Source organism: Jeotgalicoccus halotolerans (genome assembly GCF_003387165.1).
Taxonomy (GTDB): Bacteria; Bacillota; Bacilli; order Staphylococcales; family Salinicoccaceae; genus Jeotgalicoccus; species Jeotgalicoccus halotolerans.
On record NZ_QUMW01000011.1, the window covers coordinates 145,114 to 162,981 of the forward strand.

Below are 17,868 nucleotides of genomic sequence, written 5' to 3' on the forward strand. Positions count from 1 at the left end.
ATATAACCAATAACAAATAATTTCCTTTAGGAGGAAAAACTATGTGGCTGCTCATTATTATACTCGCCGGTATTTCTGCCGGAGTAATTAATAATTACTTTAAGCATCGTAAAGATATGGAAAAACTTAAATTAAAACATATCGATAAAGAAATTGAACTCCAGCGGCTGAAACAGGAAAATTATCTGCTGGAAAATGAAGAGATGAAAACTGTCCTTGATCGGATTAAAGAAGATAACAGGCGGCTGGAAGCGGAAAAAGACAGCCCGTGGCTGATCCAGGAAACCCGCGAGCGGCAGCTTGGGAAAACCGAAGAATAATTCCGTTGAAATTGAATTTATTTACTATGAAGAAAGCGTGAAAAACATGATTGAATTTTTACAGCGCCAGTCCCGCCATTTATACCCCGGCTATTTTGCAATGGTAATGGCGACCGGCGCTTTATCATTATCCTTATGGTATTTGGATATTTTATTCGCAGCAGAACTGCTTATGTATTTTAATGTTTTTATATTCGTGCTGCTGCTCGTATTGAACGGTTTAAGATTACTATTTAATACCGGTGATTTTATGAAAGATCTAAATGATAACGGTAAAGGGCCGGGATTTTTCGCTTTAATCGCTGCTTCAGGCGTACTCGGCAGCCAATTCGTCATTATTAAAAATATGACTGAGACAGGTTTTATATTCTGGCTGGCGGCTTTTATAATCTGGATAATATTGATGTATACATTTTTCACTTTAATCATTATTAAAAGAGTAAAACCGCTGATTGATGAATCGGTAAACGGCGGCTGGCTGCTTGTAGTCGTATCTACACAGTCACTCGCCGTGCTTGGCACCCTGGTGGCAAATAGTACTGATTTCGCTGAAGTGATGATTTTTATCTCGTTATGCCTCTTTCTTTTAGGCTGTGCTTTATATTTAAATATCATCGCATTTATTTTTTACCGCCTGATGTTTTTAAAAATCGAAGTAATGTCGTTAACCCCGCCCTACTGGATCAGTATGGGCGCGCTTGCGATTACGACACTCGCAGGTTCTGTTCTTATTCTTAATGGTTCAGGCATCGTTCCGGAACTGGAAATCTTCATTAAAGGATTTACACTGTTCTTTTGGGCACTTGGTACATGGTGGATTCCTCTGTTAATTATACTTGGTGTATGGCGTCATATTGTAAACCGCTATCCCCTGTCCTATACTCCTGAATTGTGGGGCATGGCGTTCCCGATTGCGATGTATACAGTCGGCACGACGAATTTGTCGATGGCATTGGAACTCCAATTTTTAATGGTTATTCCGCATGTGACTATTTTTGCTGCAGTTCTTGTCTGGCTGCTGATTATGGCGGGCTTAATAAGTCATCACGGAAAACGGCTGCGGAATTGAATTAGGTGACGGTGATGAACTGGGTTCTTTGACTGAGTATCCACTCTGCCAGGACAGAGAACCAGGCTCTTTGACTGAGTAAACATGTTTCCCCCGATTTTAAACGGGTATATCAGGTCATACACTAAAAGAGGAGTGTGACCGATGAATTTATCCGATTATAAAGTACACCACAATGCCAATATAAAATTAAAAGATCATCAATGTTCTAAAGGAAAAAAGGAAGAGAATGATTATATAGAACAAAATATTATTCCTCCGCTGGTGGAGAAACTGAAAGAACTTCACCTGAAACTGCATGCCGAAGAAAAAAATGGTATTATGGTTGTCCTTCAGGCGATTGATGCCGCGGGGAAAGATGAAGCAATTTCCTATATTTTTTCAAATTTAAACGCCCAGGGACTGAAGGTGACGACCTATGGCAAGCCGAGTGAAACCGAGCAGAAGCATGATTACTTGTGGAGGCTTCACGACGGTGAGCCAGAACGCGGGCAAATTGCGATTTTAAACCGGTCCCACTACGAAGATGTGATTGCTACCCGCATTCATGATTTATTGGAAGATGATGACGATACCGAGATTCAGAGACGCTACCGCCAGATTAATAATTACGAGCAGTATTTATCTGAAAATGGATTTTCAGTCGTCAAATTTTTCTTTAATATGTCGAAAGACGAGCAGAAAGAACGCTTTTTAAAGCGGATGAAAAACCCGGATAAGCAGTGGGAGTTTTCATTTTCGGATATCGATGACCGCGAAAAATGGGAAGAATATCAGGAAGTTTTTGAAGATATGCTGAACAATACTTCTACAGAACACAGCCCGTGGTATATTCTTCCGGCAGATGACGAATGGCATACGCGCAGGATTATAACAGAAGCGATGATTCATACACTGGAAGATATCAACCCCCGGTTTCCGAAAATCTCCGGAGAAGATAAGAAGAAGCTGGATGAATATATTAAAAAACTTGAGAATGAATAAGAAAAATGCTGAATCCATAATGGACTCAGCATTTTTTGAATTTAAAGAAGCACGGTGGCACACAATCATACTTTCCGTGCCGCCGCGAGCTCAAATTTACGGTTTCATCACTACTTTAATACAGCCGTCTGCACAGTCGTTAAACATCTTGTACATTTTTTCCGCCTGTTTTAAAGGCACGTTATGCGTAATAATATCCGTCGGATCGACTTTGCCCTGTTCCACCATATTGTACAGTTCCGGCATATAGTGAATGACCGGTGCCTGGCCAGCTTTGACTGTTAAGTTGCGTGTAAAAATTTTATGGATTGGATATCCTGTTGCTGGCGTACCGTATATGCCTGTCAGTTGGATGGTCCCGAATTTTTTCACCATATCTGTCGCCATAATAATCGGATCAATCGTACCGGCCTGACCCCCGATTGTCTTAATGCGGTCTTTACCGGCTCCTATTTAGAATTAATTAAAAATTTCTTCTCTGAAGAAATGAAATAATACAAGCGGCAGAATCGCTGCCTGGGGCAGATAAGGCATGATAATTCCCGTAGCAAGGAAAGTATCCCAGTTGCCCTCTTCTTCTGTAAATAAAACTTCACCCCGACGAATTTTATCTTTAAAACGTGCGAGTTCTTCGTCTTCAAACATCTTAAGTTTTTCTTTAATGTAAGATTTGTGCACGAGCCGCTTCGATATCGCATTAATAATCTGGGCCCGCGTGCTGTACTCTTCCAAATCGAGATCCAGATTTTCTGCAACCAGATTCATATGATCTTCAGTTAAGAGCAGTTCGTAAAACTCAATAATCGGATAATCCAGCAGATTGACGGTCGTCGTATATTCCGCGTTATTTAAAGTTACGTTTGATACACTGATGCCGTCAGGCAGCGGCGCCAGATGAATGACCGAACCGAAGTTTCTTAAAATACCGTCGATTACTTCCTCATGCATAACCGCCATACCGTCACCGATATAAAGCAGATGGTGATTATAAATTAAAAACGGATTCTCATCCGGATTGAACGGCATGGTAATAATATTATCGCCGGTCAGTGCATTTGAATATCGCTTAATCAATTCAATTTCTTCCATTCTCAAACTGTCGCCGAGAAGCGTCAAATAGTCATCTGAACTTGCTTCCTCTATTTTTTCTTCTATCAGTTTTTCGAGCCGGGATAAGGATTCACCTACTTTATCCAGATGTAAATACGTTAAATAAGTTTTGTAGAAGGTTTGTAAATCCATCGTTATCCTCCTTAAATAATTGGATTGCCTCTGTTGAACAGCCGCGCGAGTTTCTTGTTCACCGCACTGACGGGATAGCGTTCCCGGTAGTTCTTCCGGCGTGCATGGGCGTAGACATTTACGTAGTCCGGATGGTTTTTATCTTCTAGAATGTTTAAAGTTTCGATAAGTTTAGTAACACCGCCGATATTTTCAATTGGCACTGCTCCCCCGTAGCTCACAACTTCCGGAATCGGCTTCGTTATATTCGTCACGGTATCGAGTATAATGTCCACGACGTAATCATCCTCAGAATCATACAGGTACTGAATATATTCATTAATTAAATATACATCCGTCATCAGAGCATTTTTGTGTGCACCCGCTTCATCATAAGCGATTAGATTTTTATCTGTTATGAACTGGCCGCTGCCGATATTATTCCAGCCGAATGCTTCGCAAATAATAATTTCAAGCTCAAGGAAATTCAGGCGTGTTGGAATAGCAATCGTCCGGAAAATTTCTTCACAGCCGTTAATCGTACATGTAATGTGATAAGCATTGTAATTTTCGGGCGTCTCCGCCTGCACTTCTTTTCCAATTTTGCTGAAATCCACTTTTTTAAGCGCGCGAAGCACATCCCGGTGCATAACGAGATAATCCTGATGCACTTTAACAAGCAGACCGGTTTCCAGTGCAGTTTGCCATCGCGGATGATTTTCATAGACCGAGTAATCTTTTTTAATGTTATCTCTAATTTGAGCATAAGCTACTTCATCGAGATGGTTCAGAACGACCGGCAGATATTCCGGCGCCGTGAGATGCGCAATGACTTCATTCAAATAATCATCTTTATATTGTCCGATTGATTTGATGTTCAGTTTTGACATCACATTGCGGAGGTCTTTAAATGTCAAATTATTATACAGCCAGTAAATCGGCCCGTTATATATTTTATCCAGTCTTGATACATCCTGCGGCCCAATCGTTTCGCTGTCAGGAATCGACATCGGCGTATAGGGAAATATACCGGTTTCCTGCAGTGCGCTGTTCAGCACATTGACCACTTCCGCATGAATAACCCCTTCTGTACCGTTATCCTCCAAAATATACTGATAGTCGATCAGTGTCGGATACTTTCCGGGGAGATACGACACCCTGTGCACATTATCAAATGCAGTCTCAGTCGATAAACGTCTCAAAAGCTTCGCTTCCGCCATCGACAGATGCTCGAACATTTCATGCAAAGCGGACTGTGACTCCAATTCATCCACCTTATATTTTATCAGTGCATCATTCGTCGCAAAATTACCCGAGTTGAACAAACTTGCCCGTACAAGCTCATTTTCACTTAAATACGTTTGATAAAAAGTCTGTATATCCATGGTGTCTGCCTCCCTGCCCTCTTCATTATAATCATTACTTCTATTTTACACGTAAACCGGGAGTAAATGCATCCCGTGATGCTTATTGGCTGATTAGCTGCTGTACTTTTAAAATCCGTCTCAATTTTCTCTGCTGTTGAGTGTTTGTTGGGTTGAAAATAGGTATTCGTCCCAGTGTGGGAAGTCCGTTGGATTGAAGACACATTTCCAGCCGGAGGAAAGTTCATATAACCAATCTCATGTATACCCATTACTTTATACATAGTCATGACGGAGTCTCATATATACGATTTGCCCGAATCAGAGGCATGACTATCGTTCATGACCACGTATCGCTATTTACATATACATGAGTCATCTTCAAGCAGACGAATTTCAGTTTACATATATATGAGCGCAAAAATTCCACGCATTTCAATAATCATATATGTAAGCGATTACAATTAATGGTATATTTCTATTAATAACAAATTTAAGGGGATGCATTTATGAACAAAATTTTACTGACAATATTAAGTGTTGTTCTTTTGGCAGTGGCGGGATGCGGCGGTGAAGAGTCTGAACTCGATGGTAAAACTCTGGGACTTACTTTACCTAATCCGACTGTTTCTGAGGAAGATGCTGAGAATAAGGAAGTTAAATTTACACCTAATACACCGGTACTCGACTTTGAATCAGCAGGCGATATCACATTAACATTTAACGGCACTACATATCCAGGGGAGTATTCTTTAGAAGAAAGTAATTTATCAATTACTGTCGAAGATGGTGATGCTTCGATGACAATTGATTTTACTGAATTTGAAGAAAGTGATGATGAATATTTTTCGTACAGCGGAACAGTATCTGATGGTGAATTAAATGAAGCTGACGAGACAAGTCAACTGACGAATGTTTATAAAAACTTTGGCCTCGGTGAACACTACCTCTTTTTAGAAGAATAATTAAAATTAAAATCTCCCTTGACTTCTCGGGGAAAAGCATCTGCTGAAGACTGCAGGCTTCAGGAATGCCCCGGGAAAACATGGGAGATTTTTATCTGGCTAAATAGTCTTAACTTATTTCGGCAGTTTCGATACGCCGATATTCGTCATTTCAAATGCGTTCAGCACGTGATCAAGCTGTTCTTCTGTAAGAACTTCATGCTTAGAGCACAGCTGGCGGACCGGAGCACCTGTCTGAATAGCTTCTACTGCAATTGCTGATGCTTTCTTGTAGCCGATGTGCGGTACAAGAGCTGTAATCACACCAATGCTGTTCTCAACATACGATTTCATTTGTTCTTCGTTCGCAGTAATGCCCGCGATACATCTTTCAGTGAAGACTTTGAAACCGTTGTTCATAATGTCGATTGACTGAATCAGGTTAAATGCAAGCACCGGCTCCATTACATTCAGTTCGAATTGTCCGGCTTCTGACGCCAGACTGATTGTATTGTCATTGCCTATAACCTGGAAGGCAATCTGGTTTACCACTTCAGCCATAACCGGGTTGACTTTGCCCGGCATGATTGATGAGCCCGGCTGGCGCGCAGGCAGGTTAATTTCATATAAGCCCGCTTTCGGTCCTGATGCCATCATACGGAAGTCGTTTGCGATTTTCGACATGTTAATCATACAAATTTTCAATGCTGAAGAAATTTCCGTATATGTATCAGTATTCTGCGTTCCATCTACCAGATTTTCAGCAGATCTCAGCTTATATCCTGAAATTTTGCTCAGCTCTTCAACTACTGTATCGATGTATTTCTGGTCCGCGTTTAAGCCTGTTCCTACCGCGGTTGCACCAATATTTATTTCATAGAGATTTTCAAGCGAGTTCGACACACGGCGAATGTCTCTCGACAAAACCTTCGCATAGGCGCTGAATTCCTGGCCAAGACGAATCGGCACGGCATCCTGCAGGTGCGTGCGTCCCATTTTAATAACGTGGTCAAATTCAACAGCTTTTGCTTCAAATGCCTGACGCATTGTATTCATCGTCTTAAGCAGTGATTCTGCATGAATTAAGAGACCCACATGCAGGGAAGTCGGGAAGGCATCATTTGTAGACTGGGACATGTTCACATGGTTGTTCGGGCTGATAAAGTCATAGTCGCCTTTTTCGCGTCCCATAATTTCAAGAGCGCGGTTGGCAATCACTTCGTTCGCGTTCATATTCGTCGAAGTTCCTGCCCCGCCCTGAATCGGATCGACGATAAAGTCGTCGTGCCACTGGCCTGCAATGATTTCTTCACTCGCCTGCACAATCGCATTCTTTTTATCTTCTTCCAGCACACCATTCGCGAAATTTCCAAGCGCCGCAGCTTTCTTAACCATTGCCAGGGCGCGGATTAGATCAGTATTTAAACGGTAACCCGTGATCGGGAAATTTTCTAAAGCGCGCAGACTCTGCACCCCGTAGTATGCCTTATCATCAATTTCTTTTTCTCCAAGAAAATCTGCTTCAATTCTTGTTTTGCTTGTCATTTCTGCTGCAGCTCCTAAATTAATTATTTAATAATCATCGATTCAAAATCTTTTGGAAAACTATTAAAATTATACGTTGTATCTTCGTCAATATACAGCATATCTTCGATACGCACGCCGCCGATGTCAGGTATATAGATACCCGGTTCGATCGTAATCACATGGCCCGCTTCAAGCTTGTCCGTGTTGCCTCCGTGCACTGACGGCGCTTCATGCACATCGAGTCCGAGTCCGTGGCCGATACGGTGCATGAAATATTCACCGTATCCCGCTTCTTCAATTACAGCGCGCGATGTACGGTCGATATCTCCCATCACCGTGCCTTTTTGTGATGCTTTAATACCCTCGAGATTTGATCTCAGTACAGTTTTATAAATCTTTTCCTGTTCCGCGGTTGCCTCTCCGACAATAAACGTACGCGTCATATCTGACACATAGCCTGTATCGGAAACTACACCGAAATCAATCAAAAGAAAGTCTCCGCGCTTGATAACACCTGTTCCCGTTTCACCGTGCGGCATGGCGGATTTTTTACCGGCAAGCACGCTCGGACCAAAACTCGGACCGGCTGCACCGTACGATTTAAACTGCTTAACAAGAAAGTCCGAAATTTCCATTTCGGTTTTACCTTCGACAGTAATCGTTTTTAAATCTTCCAGCGCTCTCTCTGTCATCTCGACCGCGCGCTGAATTTCCGCTTTATCGTGTTTATTCTTTTTGCCGCGGAGATAGTTCACTTCATTATCGAGTGTTGAAATATTCTCCGGCGCATATTTTTCAATCAGCCGCAAATATCTCGAATAAATTAAATGTTCTCCTTCAACCGCAATTGTCCTGTTTTCGTCAATTGTATCAAACACATACTGAAAAGCGTCATCCTTATCGTCGTGCGGCAGATAGGTTGTCAATTTTGTATTGGCTCTGACAGTTTCTCCGTCGAGCGCCGGGAAAACCATCGCTGTTTCGAGCGTCTTATTATCGACGACGAGCAGCAGCAGTCTTTCATGCGGGTTTAAGTGTACCCCTGTAAAATAAAAAATATTTACCGGATCGGAAATAAGAGAGTAATCTGCTTTAACACTTTCTGCGAGCGCTTCGATTTTACTTGTCATACATATCTTCCTCCCATTAATTTTGAGTTAAATACTGATCAAACCAGCGCACGATGTGCGCCAGCCGCTGCATTTTCAAGCTTGGTTTTCCTGAACGCGACAGTTCATGGGAAGATTCCGGGAAGCGGACAAATTCTGTTTCCTTCTCATGAGATTTCAGCTCGATAAAGAGCTGCTCCGCCTGTTCAATCGGACAGCGGATATCTTGTTCGCCGTGCAGAATCAATAACGGTGTTTCGACATTCTTCGCATATTTCAGCGGCGAATGATGCCACAGTTTGTCGAGATTATCGAGTCCCGCTAAGATCTGCCATTCCGTAAAGTAATAACCGATATCGGAAACTCCTCTAAAACTGATCCAGTTGCTGATTGAGCGCTGTGTAACCGCAGCTTTAAAGCGGTTCGTCTGTCCGACAATCCAGTTCGTCATGAAACCGCCGTAGGAGCCGCCGGTCACACCAAGATTATCTTTATCAATCCAGTCATACTTATCCGTAATGTAATCGACAGCACTCATAATATCTTTGTAATCACCGTTGCCGTAGTCGCCGCGGACAGCATCAACAAACTCCTGGGAGTAGCTGTGAGAGCCTCTCGGATTAATGAATAATACTGCATATCCTTTTGCCGCGAGCAGCTGCATTTCATGGAAATACGTATTTGCATACAGCGCATGCGGACCGCCGTGAATATTTGTTACCATCGGATAGTTTTTACCTGCCTCGTATCCAGCGGGTTTCATAAACCAGCCGTGCACGGCTGTCTCATCAAAACTTGAAAACTCAACCGGTTCCGGTTTAACAAGTTCTGTATCTGTTACGTAATCATAATTAATTTCTGTCAGTTGTGATAATTCTTCAGTTTTAAAATCAAACTTATACAGTTCGCTCGGTGAGACGTGAGTCGAAATCGTTAAGTAAGCCGCTTCACTGTCCGCATCCATACCGAAAATATTGTGCTCGCCGCGGAGCAGCGGACGGATATTTCCTTCCACATCACCTTTATATAAGTTGACACTGCCGAATTCTGAAACGAGAAATACATATTCATTATTTGAGATCCATTCTGCTGTATTGCCTTCGGCATTCTGCTGAGTATCCTGTACCACCAGCCCGCCGACCGGCTTATCCAGTTTCGTAGTGACATCGATGCTCTCTTCCGTTTCTATATCATAAACCTCGATATGCGGATGCGTTGCATTTTTAAACTTGCGCGTCATGAGCGTCATTAAAATATGTTTTTGGTCTCCGGAAATTTCCGCTTTCATAAATCCTGCATCATCACGAATTAATTTATCTTCTCCGTCAATATGCAGATACAGCTTTTGTGCGAAATTAAAATCCGGATTTTCGCTCTTATCTGTCGCATAGATAAAACCGCCTTCAAACACATCGTACAGCGTAAAGTTTTCGTCACCGGAAAGCACAGTCTCAGTCTCGCCGGATTGAATACCGATTGATTTTACCGCAGTATATTTTTCTGTTAGTACGCCGTACGGTCCCGGGCCGCCGTCGCTTTTATATTTCATGCGGTTAATTACTATCGCTTCGGGCTTTTTATCTTTATCGTCTTTGTCATCTTCATCTTTTTTGTCTTCAGAATTCTTCTCACTTGAAACGTGATAAAACACCGAATTTCCGTCGTGCGAGAATTGAGCGCCGAATACCCCATCATCTTCGTGCGTCAGCTGCTCGCGTTCACCGCCAGCGTGTCTCAGTATAAAAACCTGTGATTTTTTATCGTCATCCGGTGCTGTAAATAATGTCATCGTTCCATCATGTGAATGAGCGACATTTGTTACCGTCTCATCCTTATATGTAAGCTGGATATTACCCCTGCCGTCAAAATTATGAAGATAGGAATAGTAAGTATCCTTTTCTTCATCTGTCTTTGTCACAAGGTAAGTGACTTTGCCGGTATGTGGAACAGCTTTCGGCGATGAAACCGATTTAATTTTGAAAATATCTTCTATTGAAACTTTATTCATCTAATCTCCCCTTTTTTATAAATATAACATTCTTTAACGCGGGTTTACTAATTATTCCGCAATATTATGTCAGAATATTTAATCATCATCCTGTTAACGTGCGTTGACAAGAATACGTTTATAAAGAAGAAACATAAACAGCGGGACGGCCGACAGCATGACCATGACTCCTGTCGGAATCTGCAGCGGCGCAATGAGCGTCCGGCCGAGCGTATCGATGATGAGAATATACAGTCCTCCAATTAAAACCGACCGTTTCAAGAGCGGCCGGAAAGCCATCGGTTTAACATATAAAATAATCTGCGGAATGATAATGCCGACAAGTGCAATAATGCCGGTGTAGCTGATGGCAACAAGCGGTGGCACAGATGCTGTAATCAGCAGTGCCGGCCGTATTACACTGACATTGACACCGAGCGCATGCGCTCTTATATCGCCAAGTTTAAGCAGATCGAGTACCCGGCCGCAGCGTTCCAGAATAATGAATGCCGCCGAGGTCAGTATCAGCAGCACTGACACCCGGCTGAAGTCCGCTCCGCCGAGCGAGCCGAACATGTAGCGGGCAATATTCGCAGTATCTTCCGGAAATATCAGAATAATAATATACAGCACACCTGATAATAAAGCGCCGAGCAGAATACCGGTAATAATCAGCGTTTCCGGCCTGTAAGTTAAATCAAGCTTCCGCGCAATCAACAGAACAGCGAGCAGACTGACAAGACCGAGTACGATACTTAAAACCGGCGCAAAAGCTGCGGGGATCACTGTAACTACAGTAACCGCCGCGCCGAGCACCGCACCGTTTGCCATACCCAGGGTGAAGCTGTCCGCCATGGGATTTTTTAAAATAATCTGGAAAACAGCGCCGCTCATCGCGAGCGCCGCTCCTGTTAATACCGCCATCAGCGCTCTCGGCAGCCGTACATCAAGCATGATAGTGAAGGCCTGCATATTGTTTATATCCCCGATATTTACCGAACCGGTAAATATGCTCAGCACCACGCTGATAATCAGCAGAAATACGAGAATACAGTTGGTTTTATTCATACACGCACTCTGCGATCGCAGTCAGTCCTTCAGTAAATCTCGGTCCCGGACGCGAAATCAGATTCGGATCCGGTGTACACTGGTTTTCTTTTTCAGTTATTGCTGCGCCCTCCAGACCCGAAATCTCATCAAGCGCATGGGTAAGTTCTTCGTTGCTGATACCGAGTGTTGAAAGTACAATTTCCGGTTCGCGGGCTATCACATCTTCCGATGTTACCGCAGGATAGCCCGTCACATCTTCGAAAGCATTATCAATATTTAATGTGTCCAGAAAATCATCGATAAAAGTATCTTCTCCTGCAGTATATATATCCGGCGCCGTAGAAATCAGAATCAGCACTTTATCCTCCGCTTTTTCCCCGCTGTATTGATTGTGAATTTCTTCAACCTCCTGCTGCAGTGATGCATTTAATTCTTTTGCCGTTTCTTCTCTCTCGATAAAGCTTCCAATATCGGTAATGGTGCCGTAAATCTCATCAATTCCCTGTGCATCATCAACAACGAGGACCTCTGCGCCGGTACTTTCTGCCGCTCTTGTAATCATATCCGCATTTGCGTCATGACCTGAGGCATGTGAAATAATATGTGTAGGGTTGAGCGCCGTCATCGCTTCTTCATCGAGTGCGAAAGTATCGAGACGCGTCAGGTTTTCGCCGAGGTCTTCAGGATAATCGTCGACTGTTGTAATAGCGACAAGACTGTCCTTTTCCCCAAGTTCGGCGACAATTTCAGTATTGCTCGGCATCAGTGAGATGATGCGCATTTCTTCACCGTCCGGCATTTGAACTTGTTCGCCGTTTTCATTGCCGCAGGCAGTGAGTAAAAATATCGAGGTCAGCAGTATGCAGAGTTTTTTCATGGATGTTTCCCCTTTCCGTCATTTGGATATCATCGTGGTTCATTACCTTCATTATATTAAAGTTCTCTGCTCTTATACAGAGTCAATGTCTAAACAAAAAACCTGAACTTTACAGTTCAGGCTTCAGCTTATTAATTTTACATTTTTTCAGGTGCTGATACATCAATCAGACCGAGTGCGTTTTCCAGTGTCTGGCGTACAGCTTCAATCATCAATATATAAGCACGTGTTTTATCGGCATTCTCACCGAGTACTTTTTCTGCATTATAGAATTTGTGGAAGCTTGCAGCGAGATCGTGAATGTAGTTCGGAATACGCTGGGTTGCACGTGATTCTGCCGCCCCTTTCACGATATTCGGGAATTCCAGTACTTTTTTCAACAGCTCAAGCGCCTGCTCCTGCTCAATAATATCAACCGGATTTTCCATGTCGATTTCAAAGCCCTGCTCTTTCGCCTGGCGTAAAATACTGCAGATTCTCGCATGGGCATACTGAGCGTAATACACAGGGTTATCGCTTGATTCACTGCGGGCAAGATCTAAGTCAAAATCGAAGTGAGTGTCCGTTGAACGCATAATCATAAAGTAACGTGCTGCGTCTACACCAATCATATCAATCAGGTCACGCAGTGTGACTGCTTTACCTGTACGCTTGCTCATCTTCACTTCTTCACCGTTTTCGATTAAACGGACAAGCTGCATAATCTGAATTTCCAGCTTGTCAGGATTCTCTCCGAGCGCACCTAATGAAGCTTTCAGACGGTTGATGTAACCGTGGTGGTCTGCACCGAATAAGTTAATCAGTTTGTCATAGCCCCGCTCAACTTTGTCATAGTGATATGCGATGTCCGGCATTAAGTAAGTCAGAGTGCCGTCGCTTTTTACAAGTACCCGGTCTTTATCGTCTTTAAAGTCTGTCGTACGCAGCCATGTTGCATCATCCGCTTCGAAAACATAGCCGTTGTCTTTCATCTTCGCCATCGCTTCATCGATTTCGCCGCTTTCGTAAAGCGATGTTTCACTGAACCAGCTGTCAAATTTGATGCGGAACTCTTCAAGATCCGCTTTCAATTTGCGCATTTCATATTCGACACCAAGGTCCCGGAATTTAGAAATCCTCTCCGCTTCTTCAAGATTTTTATATTCAGGATGCTCAGACGCCAGTTTTTCACCGATGACTTTTATATCTTTACCGTTATAGCCGTCTTCAGGCATATTCAGCCCCTCGCCGAGCGCTTCAAAATAACGCGCTTCGATCGATTTCGCCAGGTTGTTAATCTGGTTTCCGGCATCGTTAATATAGTATTCACGCGTTACATCATAACCCGCAAAGTCCATAATATTCGAAAGCGTTGCGCCGACCGATGCGTTTCTCGCATGTCCGATATGCAGATCCCCAGTCGGGTTCGCACTCACGAACTCAATCAAAACCTTTTCAGCTGTTTCACGCTCTGTGCGGCCGTAATTTTCTTTCTTATCTAAGACAGTGTAAATAACATTCGCAAGCTCCGCTGTCTCCATTTTAAAGTTGATAAAACCCGGTCCTGCGATGCTGACTTCTTTAATGCTTGCCGCTTCCTTGTCGATGTTTTCAATAATCGCTTCTGCGATGTCGCGCGGATTTTTACGCGCAAGCTTTGTCAGCATCATCGCTGCATTCGTTGAAAAGTCCCCGTTTTTCTTATCTTTTGGAACTTCAACTTTGATTTCAGGAACTTCATCTACTAATTCCGCTTTTTTAATCGCGGCTTCAATCGCTTCTTTTAACTGCTGTTTTAAGTTCATAATTAAATCCTTTCCAACGTGTATTTATATTTGCCGAGCAATACGCCGCTTTCAAATAAATCATATTTGACCGTCAGTGTTCCGTCGCCGGTTTTAAGTTCATGTGTCACTATTTCAAAATGATGCCTGCCTGCCGGAGAGTCATAAAACGTATCCGTCTTCACACCTTCTTCGAAATAAAAGTTCATATTGATCAGACCCCGCCGCTGGAGCTTAACGAAATTATCTCCCAGTCTCACTGTCACTTTCAGTTCATGCTCATCGAGCGCTTCTGTGTAGCGCAGATAAGTATCCCCTTTTTTAATTTCTGTGACCTTGAGTTTCTGTTCGTATTTAGTTTCTTCTCCGTGCATGAATACCAGCTGGGTTAAATTGCAGTCATGCGTTATATTTTCGGTCATTTTCTATCACCTTCAGTATCGTAAATTATATCATAACAGGCACCTGATTGGTCTTAAGAAAAATAAAAAAGGCAGGGCAACTGCCCCGCCTTTATGTCCTAGTTATATGTCTATAACTACTCTTTATTTTATCCATAGATGACCTAATGTGCAATGTCTAATCTAAAAGACACAAAAAAGACATATTCTCATCGTCTTAATTATATTTATCCACTGCTAAAATTGCACGTGCGACTTGTTCAGGTGTAATTTCCGGATTTAAGTTCTCCAGGGTTTCACCTTCCTGAGTGGCAAGTTCGCCGACTTTGACTAAATCTTCAAACGATACATCAGCCAAATGCATAGCTTCTAATTTGGTCGGCATTTCCAATGCTTCGTAGAAATCCACATATTCGGCAATTTCATTACCCGGACGGCCTTCCAGTACGAGTTGCACAAGCGTACCATAAGCAACTTTTTCACCGTGGGTCAGATTGTGAATGTCGCCCTTCAAGGCTGTGAAGCCGTTATGAATCGCATGCGCACCTGCCAGTCCCCCATTCTCGAAACCTAAACCTGAAAGCAATGTATTCGCCTCTATAACATATTCTACGGCAGGTGTGACAAGGCCGTCTTTAGCCGCTTCATATGCTTCTATACCATACATGAACAATGTTTCTTCCGCTTTTTCTGCAATCGCTTGTGATGCGAGCGTCGGTTTGCCTCCGGCCATTGTGTTGCCGTTGCGTCTGACTGTGGCACTTGCTTCAACAAGTGTAGCCATTGCATCAGCGATACCGGAAGCAAAGAATTTCGGCGGTGCACCGATAACAACTGCACTGTCTACTAAAACGAGATTCGGGTTTTTATCGTAAAATTTATAACCTTCAAAGACGCCGTCATCTGAATATATTACGGACAATGCACTCGTTGGTGCGTCTGTCGATGCTGTTGTTGGAACAATCACCACAGGTGCTCCCAATGCATCCGCAACAGCTTTAGCTGTGTCGAGCGTTTTACCCCCGCCGAGGCCAATGACGACATTACTTTCGAATTTTTTACCTTCATCAGCCAGTCGTCCGATTTCATTACCTGACGCTTCCCCTGAAAACTGAAGATGATTATATTTAATATCTACACCTTGAAAACTTTCTTCTACTGATTTGCTGGTAATATCCCATACTACTTTATCAGCGATTAGCAGGGCATTATTACCTATTTTTGCAGTTTCTTTACCTAGTTCACTAATCATACCTGCACCCTGTACGTAACGGCCCGGAGATTGGAATACAAATTTTGTCATGTTTAAATCCTCCTAAAATATTATATTTAAAATTCATTTTAACAATAGCCTTTTTATAGTGCTAATTATTGAGTGCTTCCTGCATATCTTGTGAAATATTCCACATTTCTTTGTTGTGTTCCATCAGAAACTGTTTCAGTGTTTCTTTTGATTTATCATCGAGAATATCAAGCTTGATGCGGCCTTTCATTGCATCGTCAAGGCTGTTCACGTGTTCGTGCATCATTTTGTAACCGCGGCGCTTCTCTTTGTTGACCATTAAGTAGCATGCGCCCGCTCCGTTATAAACCGGGCCTGCCTCCGCACGTTCCACAGCTATCCAGACGAGAAAATATTCTTTCGCATCAGGGCCTTCCGCTTCTTCCTTATCTTTAATCCATTTCACACGTTTTTCGACTTCTGCTTTGCCGTGCAGCCCTCCGATATCAAGCACTGCTTCCTGCGTTTCAATATTAATATAGACAGGCGCAATATTCTCGAGGCTGATCGCCCCGAAGTTCTGTCCTCTATGGCCGTCAAGCGGGTCATTTTTAATAATATTAAACTGGAAACCCGGCTTCTTTTTCGGTTGTTCTTCAGCCAAATTTATACCTCCTAATCGAGCTCATTCAGTAAATTTATAATTTCTGCTTTAACTTTTAAGTCTTTAATCGCTAAGATCTTTTCCTTCGGATAATATAATCTTGAACCGAGACGGTGGATACCTGTAATAGAATTAATAATTGCCGACTGCGAACTGATTTCTCTAATTTCACCGTTCGGTCGCTGCAGGTGAATCGGTCTTCTGTTTCTATTCTGCCCGGGTCTGTCGTAATCGTAAGGTAGATCGGAATAACTGTCGCTGAAGACATAATAATCCGGATCTATGCCTGCTTTTTTGTACAGTTCATTAAGTTCTGTAATTGTAATAATAGAACCGTCAAACGGTAAATATTTAAACAGGTCTCTGTTCACAAACCGTCCGGCAAGGTCGCTCAGTATCTCATCCTCTTCACGTACCCATTCCTGCAGATAAAAATTCACGACCATTTCATCGAGTCTCAGATAATCGTGCACTGTGACGTCCTCGTTGAAAAAAGGAATGAAGTACGTCGGCTGCTGTTTAAAATTATAGCCCGATTTATACAATGCCTTTGCTCTCTGCATGACAAGATTCAGCATCACTTCTCCGCCCCGCGATACAGGGTGGAAGTAAACCTGCCAGTACATCTGATAGCGGCTCATTAAATAATCTTCCACCGCGTGCATGCCGCTTTCTTTAATCAGCACTTCATCTTTCGACGGCCGCATCACACGCAATATGCGTTCCATATCGAAGTTGCCGTAGCTGACTCCGGTATAAAAAGAATCCCGCTGCAGATAATCCATACGGTCCGCATCGATCTGACTTGAAATCATACTGATGACAAGTTTATTCGGATGCGTTTTGTTAATAACTTCCGCAACTTCGCGCGGAAACTCAAGAGACACTCTCGATAATACTTCGTTGACTTCAGTATCTTCCAAGATAATTTTCTTCGTATATTCTTCATGATCCGTATGAAATATATCTTCAAAGGTATGGGAAAACGGTCCGTGACCAAGATCGTGCAGCAAAGCTGCAGACAAAGCTAAAAGCCGGTCGTTTGAGTCCCATTCGGGATATTCTTCAAAATTCTCAATCATCCGCCTGACAATTTCATACACGCCGAGCGAGTGATTAAATCGCGAATGTTCCGCGCTGTGAAATGCCAGATATAAAGTTCCGAGCTGCTTTATTCTGCGGAGTCGCTGAAACTCTTTCGTTTTCACCAGGTCCCAGATGACCTGATCGCGGACATGAACATACCGGTGAACCGGATCTTTAAAGACTTTTTCTTCCTGTAATTGTTTCCTGCTGTAGTCACTCATCGTCACGCTTTTACGCCTCCCTTAACACCCCAATAATATCATAAACGGGCGGGGAAGCC

At 43.0% G+C, this 17,868-nt stretch carries 17 protein-coding genes; 4 read left to right on the forward strand and 13 right to left on the reverse strand.

From position 1 onward, the window contains the following. Positions 1-41 precede the first annotated feature (41 nt). The 3 genes from DFR63_RS06915 to DFR63_RS06925 all read left to right on the forward strand — a co-directional run bounded on the left by DFR63_RS06915 (position 42) and on the right by DFR63_RS06925 (position 2,373). A complete protein-coding gene (locus DFR63_RS06915; RefSeq protein WP_115885208.1) occupies positions 42-320 on the forward strand; it encodes a hypothetical protein in 279 nt (92 codons plus the stop codon). After that, complete coding sequence (locus DFR63_RS06920; RefSeq protein ID WP_245954158.1) at positions 301-1,389, forward strand: tellurite resistance/C4-dicarboxylate transporter family protein; 1,089 nt, start codon at positions 301-303, stop codon at positions 1,387-1,389. The genes DFR63_RS06915 and DFR63_RS06920 overlap by 20 nt, the downstream gene beginning before the upstream one ends. Positions 1,390-1,533: 144 nt before the next feature. Further along, positions 1,534-2,373, forward strand: a complete 840-nt coding sequence (locus DFR63_RS06925) for a PPK2 family polyphosphate kinase (protein ID WP_115885209.1) — start codon at positions 1,534-1,536, stop codon at positions 2,371-2,373. A 96-nt stretch (positions 2,374-2,469) separates the two neighbouring features. On the opposite strand, the gene DFR63_RS06930 is transcribed toward DFR63_RS06925, so the two are convergent. From DFR63_RS06930 to DFR63_RS06940, 3 genes are all read right to left on the reverse strand, one after another. Continuing rightward, complete coding sequence (locus tag DFR63_RS06930; RefSeq protein ID WP_115885210.1) at positions 2,470-2,760, reverse strand: MDR/zinc-dependent alcohol dehydrogenase-like family protein; 291 nt, start codon at positions 2,758-2,760, stop codon at positions 2,470-2,472. Positions 2,761-2,832: 72 nt separating this feature from the next. Continuing rightward, positions 2,833-3,615 (reverse strand): hypothetical protein, encoded by a 783-nt coding sequence (locus DFR63_RS06935; protein ID WP_115885211.1) that lies wholly within the window; start codon positions 3,613-3,615, stop codon positions 2,833-2,835. An 11-nt stretch (positions 3,616-3,626) separates the two neighbouring features. Then, positions 3,627-4,979, reverse strand: a complete 1,353-nt coding sequence (locus DFR63_RS06940) for an IS1096 element passenger TnpR family protein (protein WP_115885212.1) — start codon at positions 4,977-4,979, stop codon at positions 3,627-3,629. Between the two features lie 488 nt (positions 4,980-5,467). Here DFR63_RS06940 and DFR63_RS06950 point away from each other — a divergent pair, with 488 nt between their 5' ends. Then, positions 5,468-5,923, forward strand: a complete 456-nt coding sequence (locus DFR63_RS06950; RefSeq protein WP_115885214.1) for a hypothetical protein — start codon at positions 5,468-5,470, stop codon at positions 5,921-5,923. Positions 5,924-6,037: 114 nt separating this feature from the next. Here DFR63_RS06950 and aspA read toward each other — a convergent pair whose 3' ends face one another. The 10 genes from aspA to DFR63_RS07000 form a co-directional block, all read right to left on the reverse strand. Continuing rightward, entirely contained in the window at positions 6,038-7,447 is a 1,410-nt protein-coding gene (aspA, locus tag DFR63_RS06955; RefSeq protein ID WP_115885215.1) for an aspartate ammonia-lyase, read from the reverse strand. A gap of 23 nt (positions 7,448-7,470) precedes the next feature. Next, positions 7,471-8,559, reverse strand: coding sequence for an aminopeptidase P family protein (locus DFR63_RS06960; protein ID WP_115885216.1), 1,089 nt, complete (start codon positions 8,557-8,559; stop codon positions 7,471-7,473). Between the two features lie 16 nt (positions 8,560-8,575). Then, complete coding sequence (locus tag DFR63_RS06965; RefSeq protein WP_115885217.1) at positions 8,576-10,546, reverse strand: S9 family peptidase; 1,971 nt, start codon at positions 10,544-10,546, stop codon at positions 8,576-8,578. Between the two features lie 93 nt (positions 10,547-10,639). Further along, complete coding sequence (locus tag DFR63_RS06970) at positions 10,640-11,593, reverse strand: FecCD family ABC transporter permease (protein WP_115885218.1); 954 nt, start codon at positions 11,591-11,593, stop codon at positions 10,640-10,642. Then, complete coding sequence (locus DFR63_RS06975) at positions 11,586-12,452, reverse strand: helical backbone metal receptor (RefSeq protein ID WP_115885219.1); 867 nt, start codon at positions 12,450-12,452, stop codon at positions 11,586-11,588. The genes DFR63_RS06970 and DFR63_RS06975 overlap by 8 nt, the downstream gene beginning before the upstream one ends. A 137-nt stretch (positions 12,453-12,589) precedes the next feature. Next, positions 12,590-14,236 carry an arginine--tRNA ligase gene (gene argS / locus DFR63_RS06980; RefSeq protein ID WP_115885220.1) on the reverse strand — a complete coding sequence of 549 codons (1,647 nt, stop codon included), beginning with the start codon at positions 14,234-14,236 and terminating at the stop codon, positions 12,590-12,592. Between the two features lie 2 nt (positions 14,237-14,238). Then, complete coding sequence (locus DFR63_RS06985; RefSeq protein WP_115885221.1) at positions 14,239-14,637, reverse strand: YwiB family protein; 399 nt, start codon at positions 14,635-14,637, stop codon at positions 14,239-14,241. Positions 14,638-14,833: 196 nt separating this feature from the next. Further along, on the reverse strand, positions 14,834-15,919 hold the full coding sequence (locus DFR63_RS06990; RefSeq protein WP_115885222.1) for a glycerol dehydrogenase: 1,086 nt from the start codon (positions 15,917-15,919) through the stop codon (positions 14,834-14,836). Positions 15,920-15,980: 61 nt separating this feature from the next. Next, positions 15,981-16,502 carry a YwhD family protein gene (locus DFR63_RS06995; RefSeq protein WP_115885223.1) on the reverse strand — a complete coding sequence of 174 codons (522 nt, stop codon included), beginning with the start codon at positions 16,500-16,502 and terminating at the stop codon, positions 15,981-15,983. 11 nt (positions 16,503-16,513) lie between these two features. Further along, positions 16,514-17,809 carry an HD domain-containing protein gene (locus tag DFR63_RS07000; RefSeq protein WP_415708181.1) on the reverse strand — a complete coding sequence of 432 codons (1,296 nt, stop codon included), beginning with the start codon at positions 17,807-17,809 and terminating at the stop codon, positions 16,514-16,516. Between the last annotated feature and the right edge of the window lie 59 nt (positions 17,810-17,868).

Excerpts from the sequence above, each read along its gene's own strand:
- DFR63_RS06925 (WP_115885209.1), top strand. The coding sequence starts at position 1,534 with ATGAATTTATCCGATTATAAAGTACACCACAATGCCAATATAAAATTA.
- DFR63_RS06985 (WP_115885221.1), bottom strand. The coding sequence starts at position 14,637 with ATGACCGAAAATATAACGCATGACTGCAATTTAACCCAGCTGGTATTC.
- argS (WP_115885220.1), bottom strand. The coding sequence starts at position 14,236 with ATGAACTTAAAACAGCAGTTAAAAGAAGCGATTGAAGCCGCGATTAAA.
- DFR63_RS06970 (WP_115885218.1), bottom strand. The coding sequence starts at position 11,593 with ATGAATAAAACCAACTGTATTCTCGTATTTCTGCTGATTATCAGCGTG.
- DFR63_RS07000 (WP_415708181.1), bottom strand. The coding sequence starts at position 17,809 with ATGAGTGACTACAGCAGGAAACAATTACAGGAAGAAAAAGTCTTTAAA.
- aspA (WP_115885215.1), bottom strand. The coding sequence starts at position 7,447 with ATGACAAGCAAAACAAGAATTGAAGCAGATTTTCTTGGAGAAAAAGAA.
- DFR63_RS06940 (WP_115885212.1), bottom strand. The coding sequence starts at position 4,979 with ATGGATATACAGACTTTTTATCAAACGTATTTAAGTGAAAATGAGCTT.
- DFR63_RS06965 (WP_115885217.1), bottom strand. The coding sequence starts at position 10,546 with ATGAATAAAGTTTCAATAGAAGATATTTTCAAAATTAAATCGGTTTCA.
- DFR63_RS06930 (WP_115885210.1), bottom strand. The coding sequence starts at position 2,760 with ATGGCGACAGATATGGTGAAAAAATTCGGGACCATCCAACTGACAGGC.
- DFR63_RS06960 (WP_115885216.1), bottom strand. The coding sequence starts at position 8,559 with ATGACAAGTAAAATCGAAGCGCTCGCAGAAAGTGTTAAAGCAGATTAC.
- DFR63_RS06935 (WP_115885211.1), bottom strand. The coding sequence starts at position 3,615 with ATGGATTTACAAACCTTCTACAAAACTTATTTAACGTATTTACATCTG.
- DFR63_RS06950 (WP_115885214.1), top strand. The coding sequence starts at position 5,468 with ATGAACAAAATTTTACTGACAATATTAAGTGTTGTTCTTTTGGCAGTG.
- DFR63_RS06915 (WP_115885208.1), top strand. The coding sequence starts at position 42 with ATGTGGCTGCTCATTATTATACTCGCCGGTATTTCTGCCGGAGTAATT.
- DFR63_RS06990 (WP_115885222.1), bottom strand. The coding sequence starts at position 15,919 with ATGACAAAATTTGTATTCCAATCTCCGGGCCGTTACGTACAGGGTGCA.
- DFR63_RS06975 (WP_115885219.1), bottom strand. The coding sequence starts at position 12,452 with ATGAAAAAACTCTGCATACTGCTGACCTCGATATTTTTACTCACTGCC.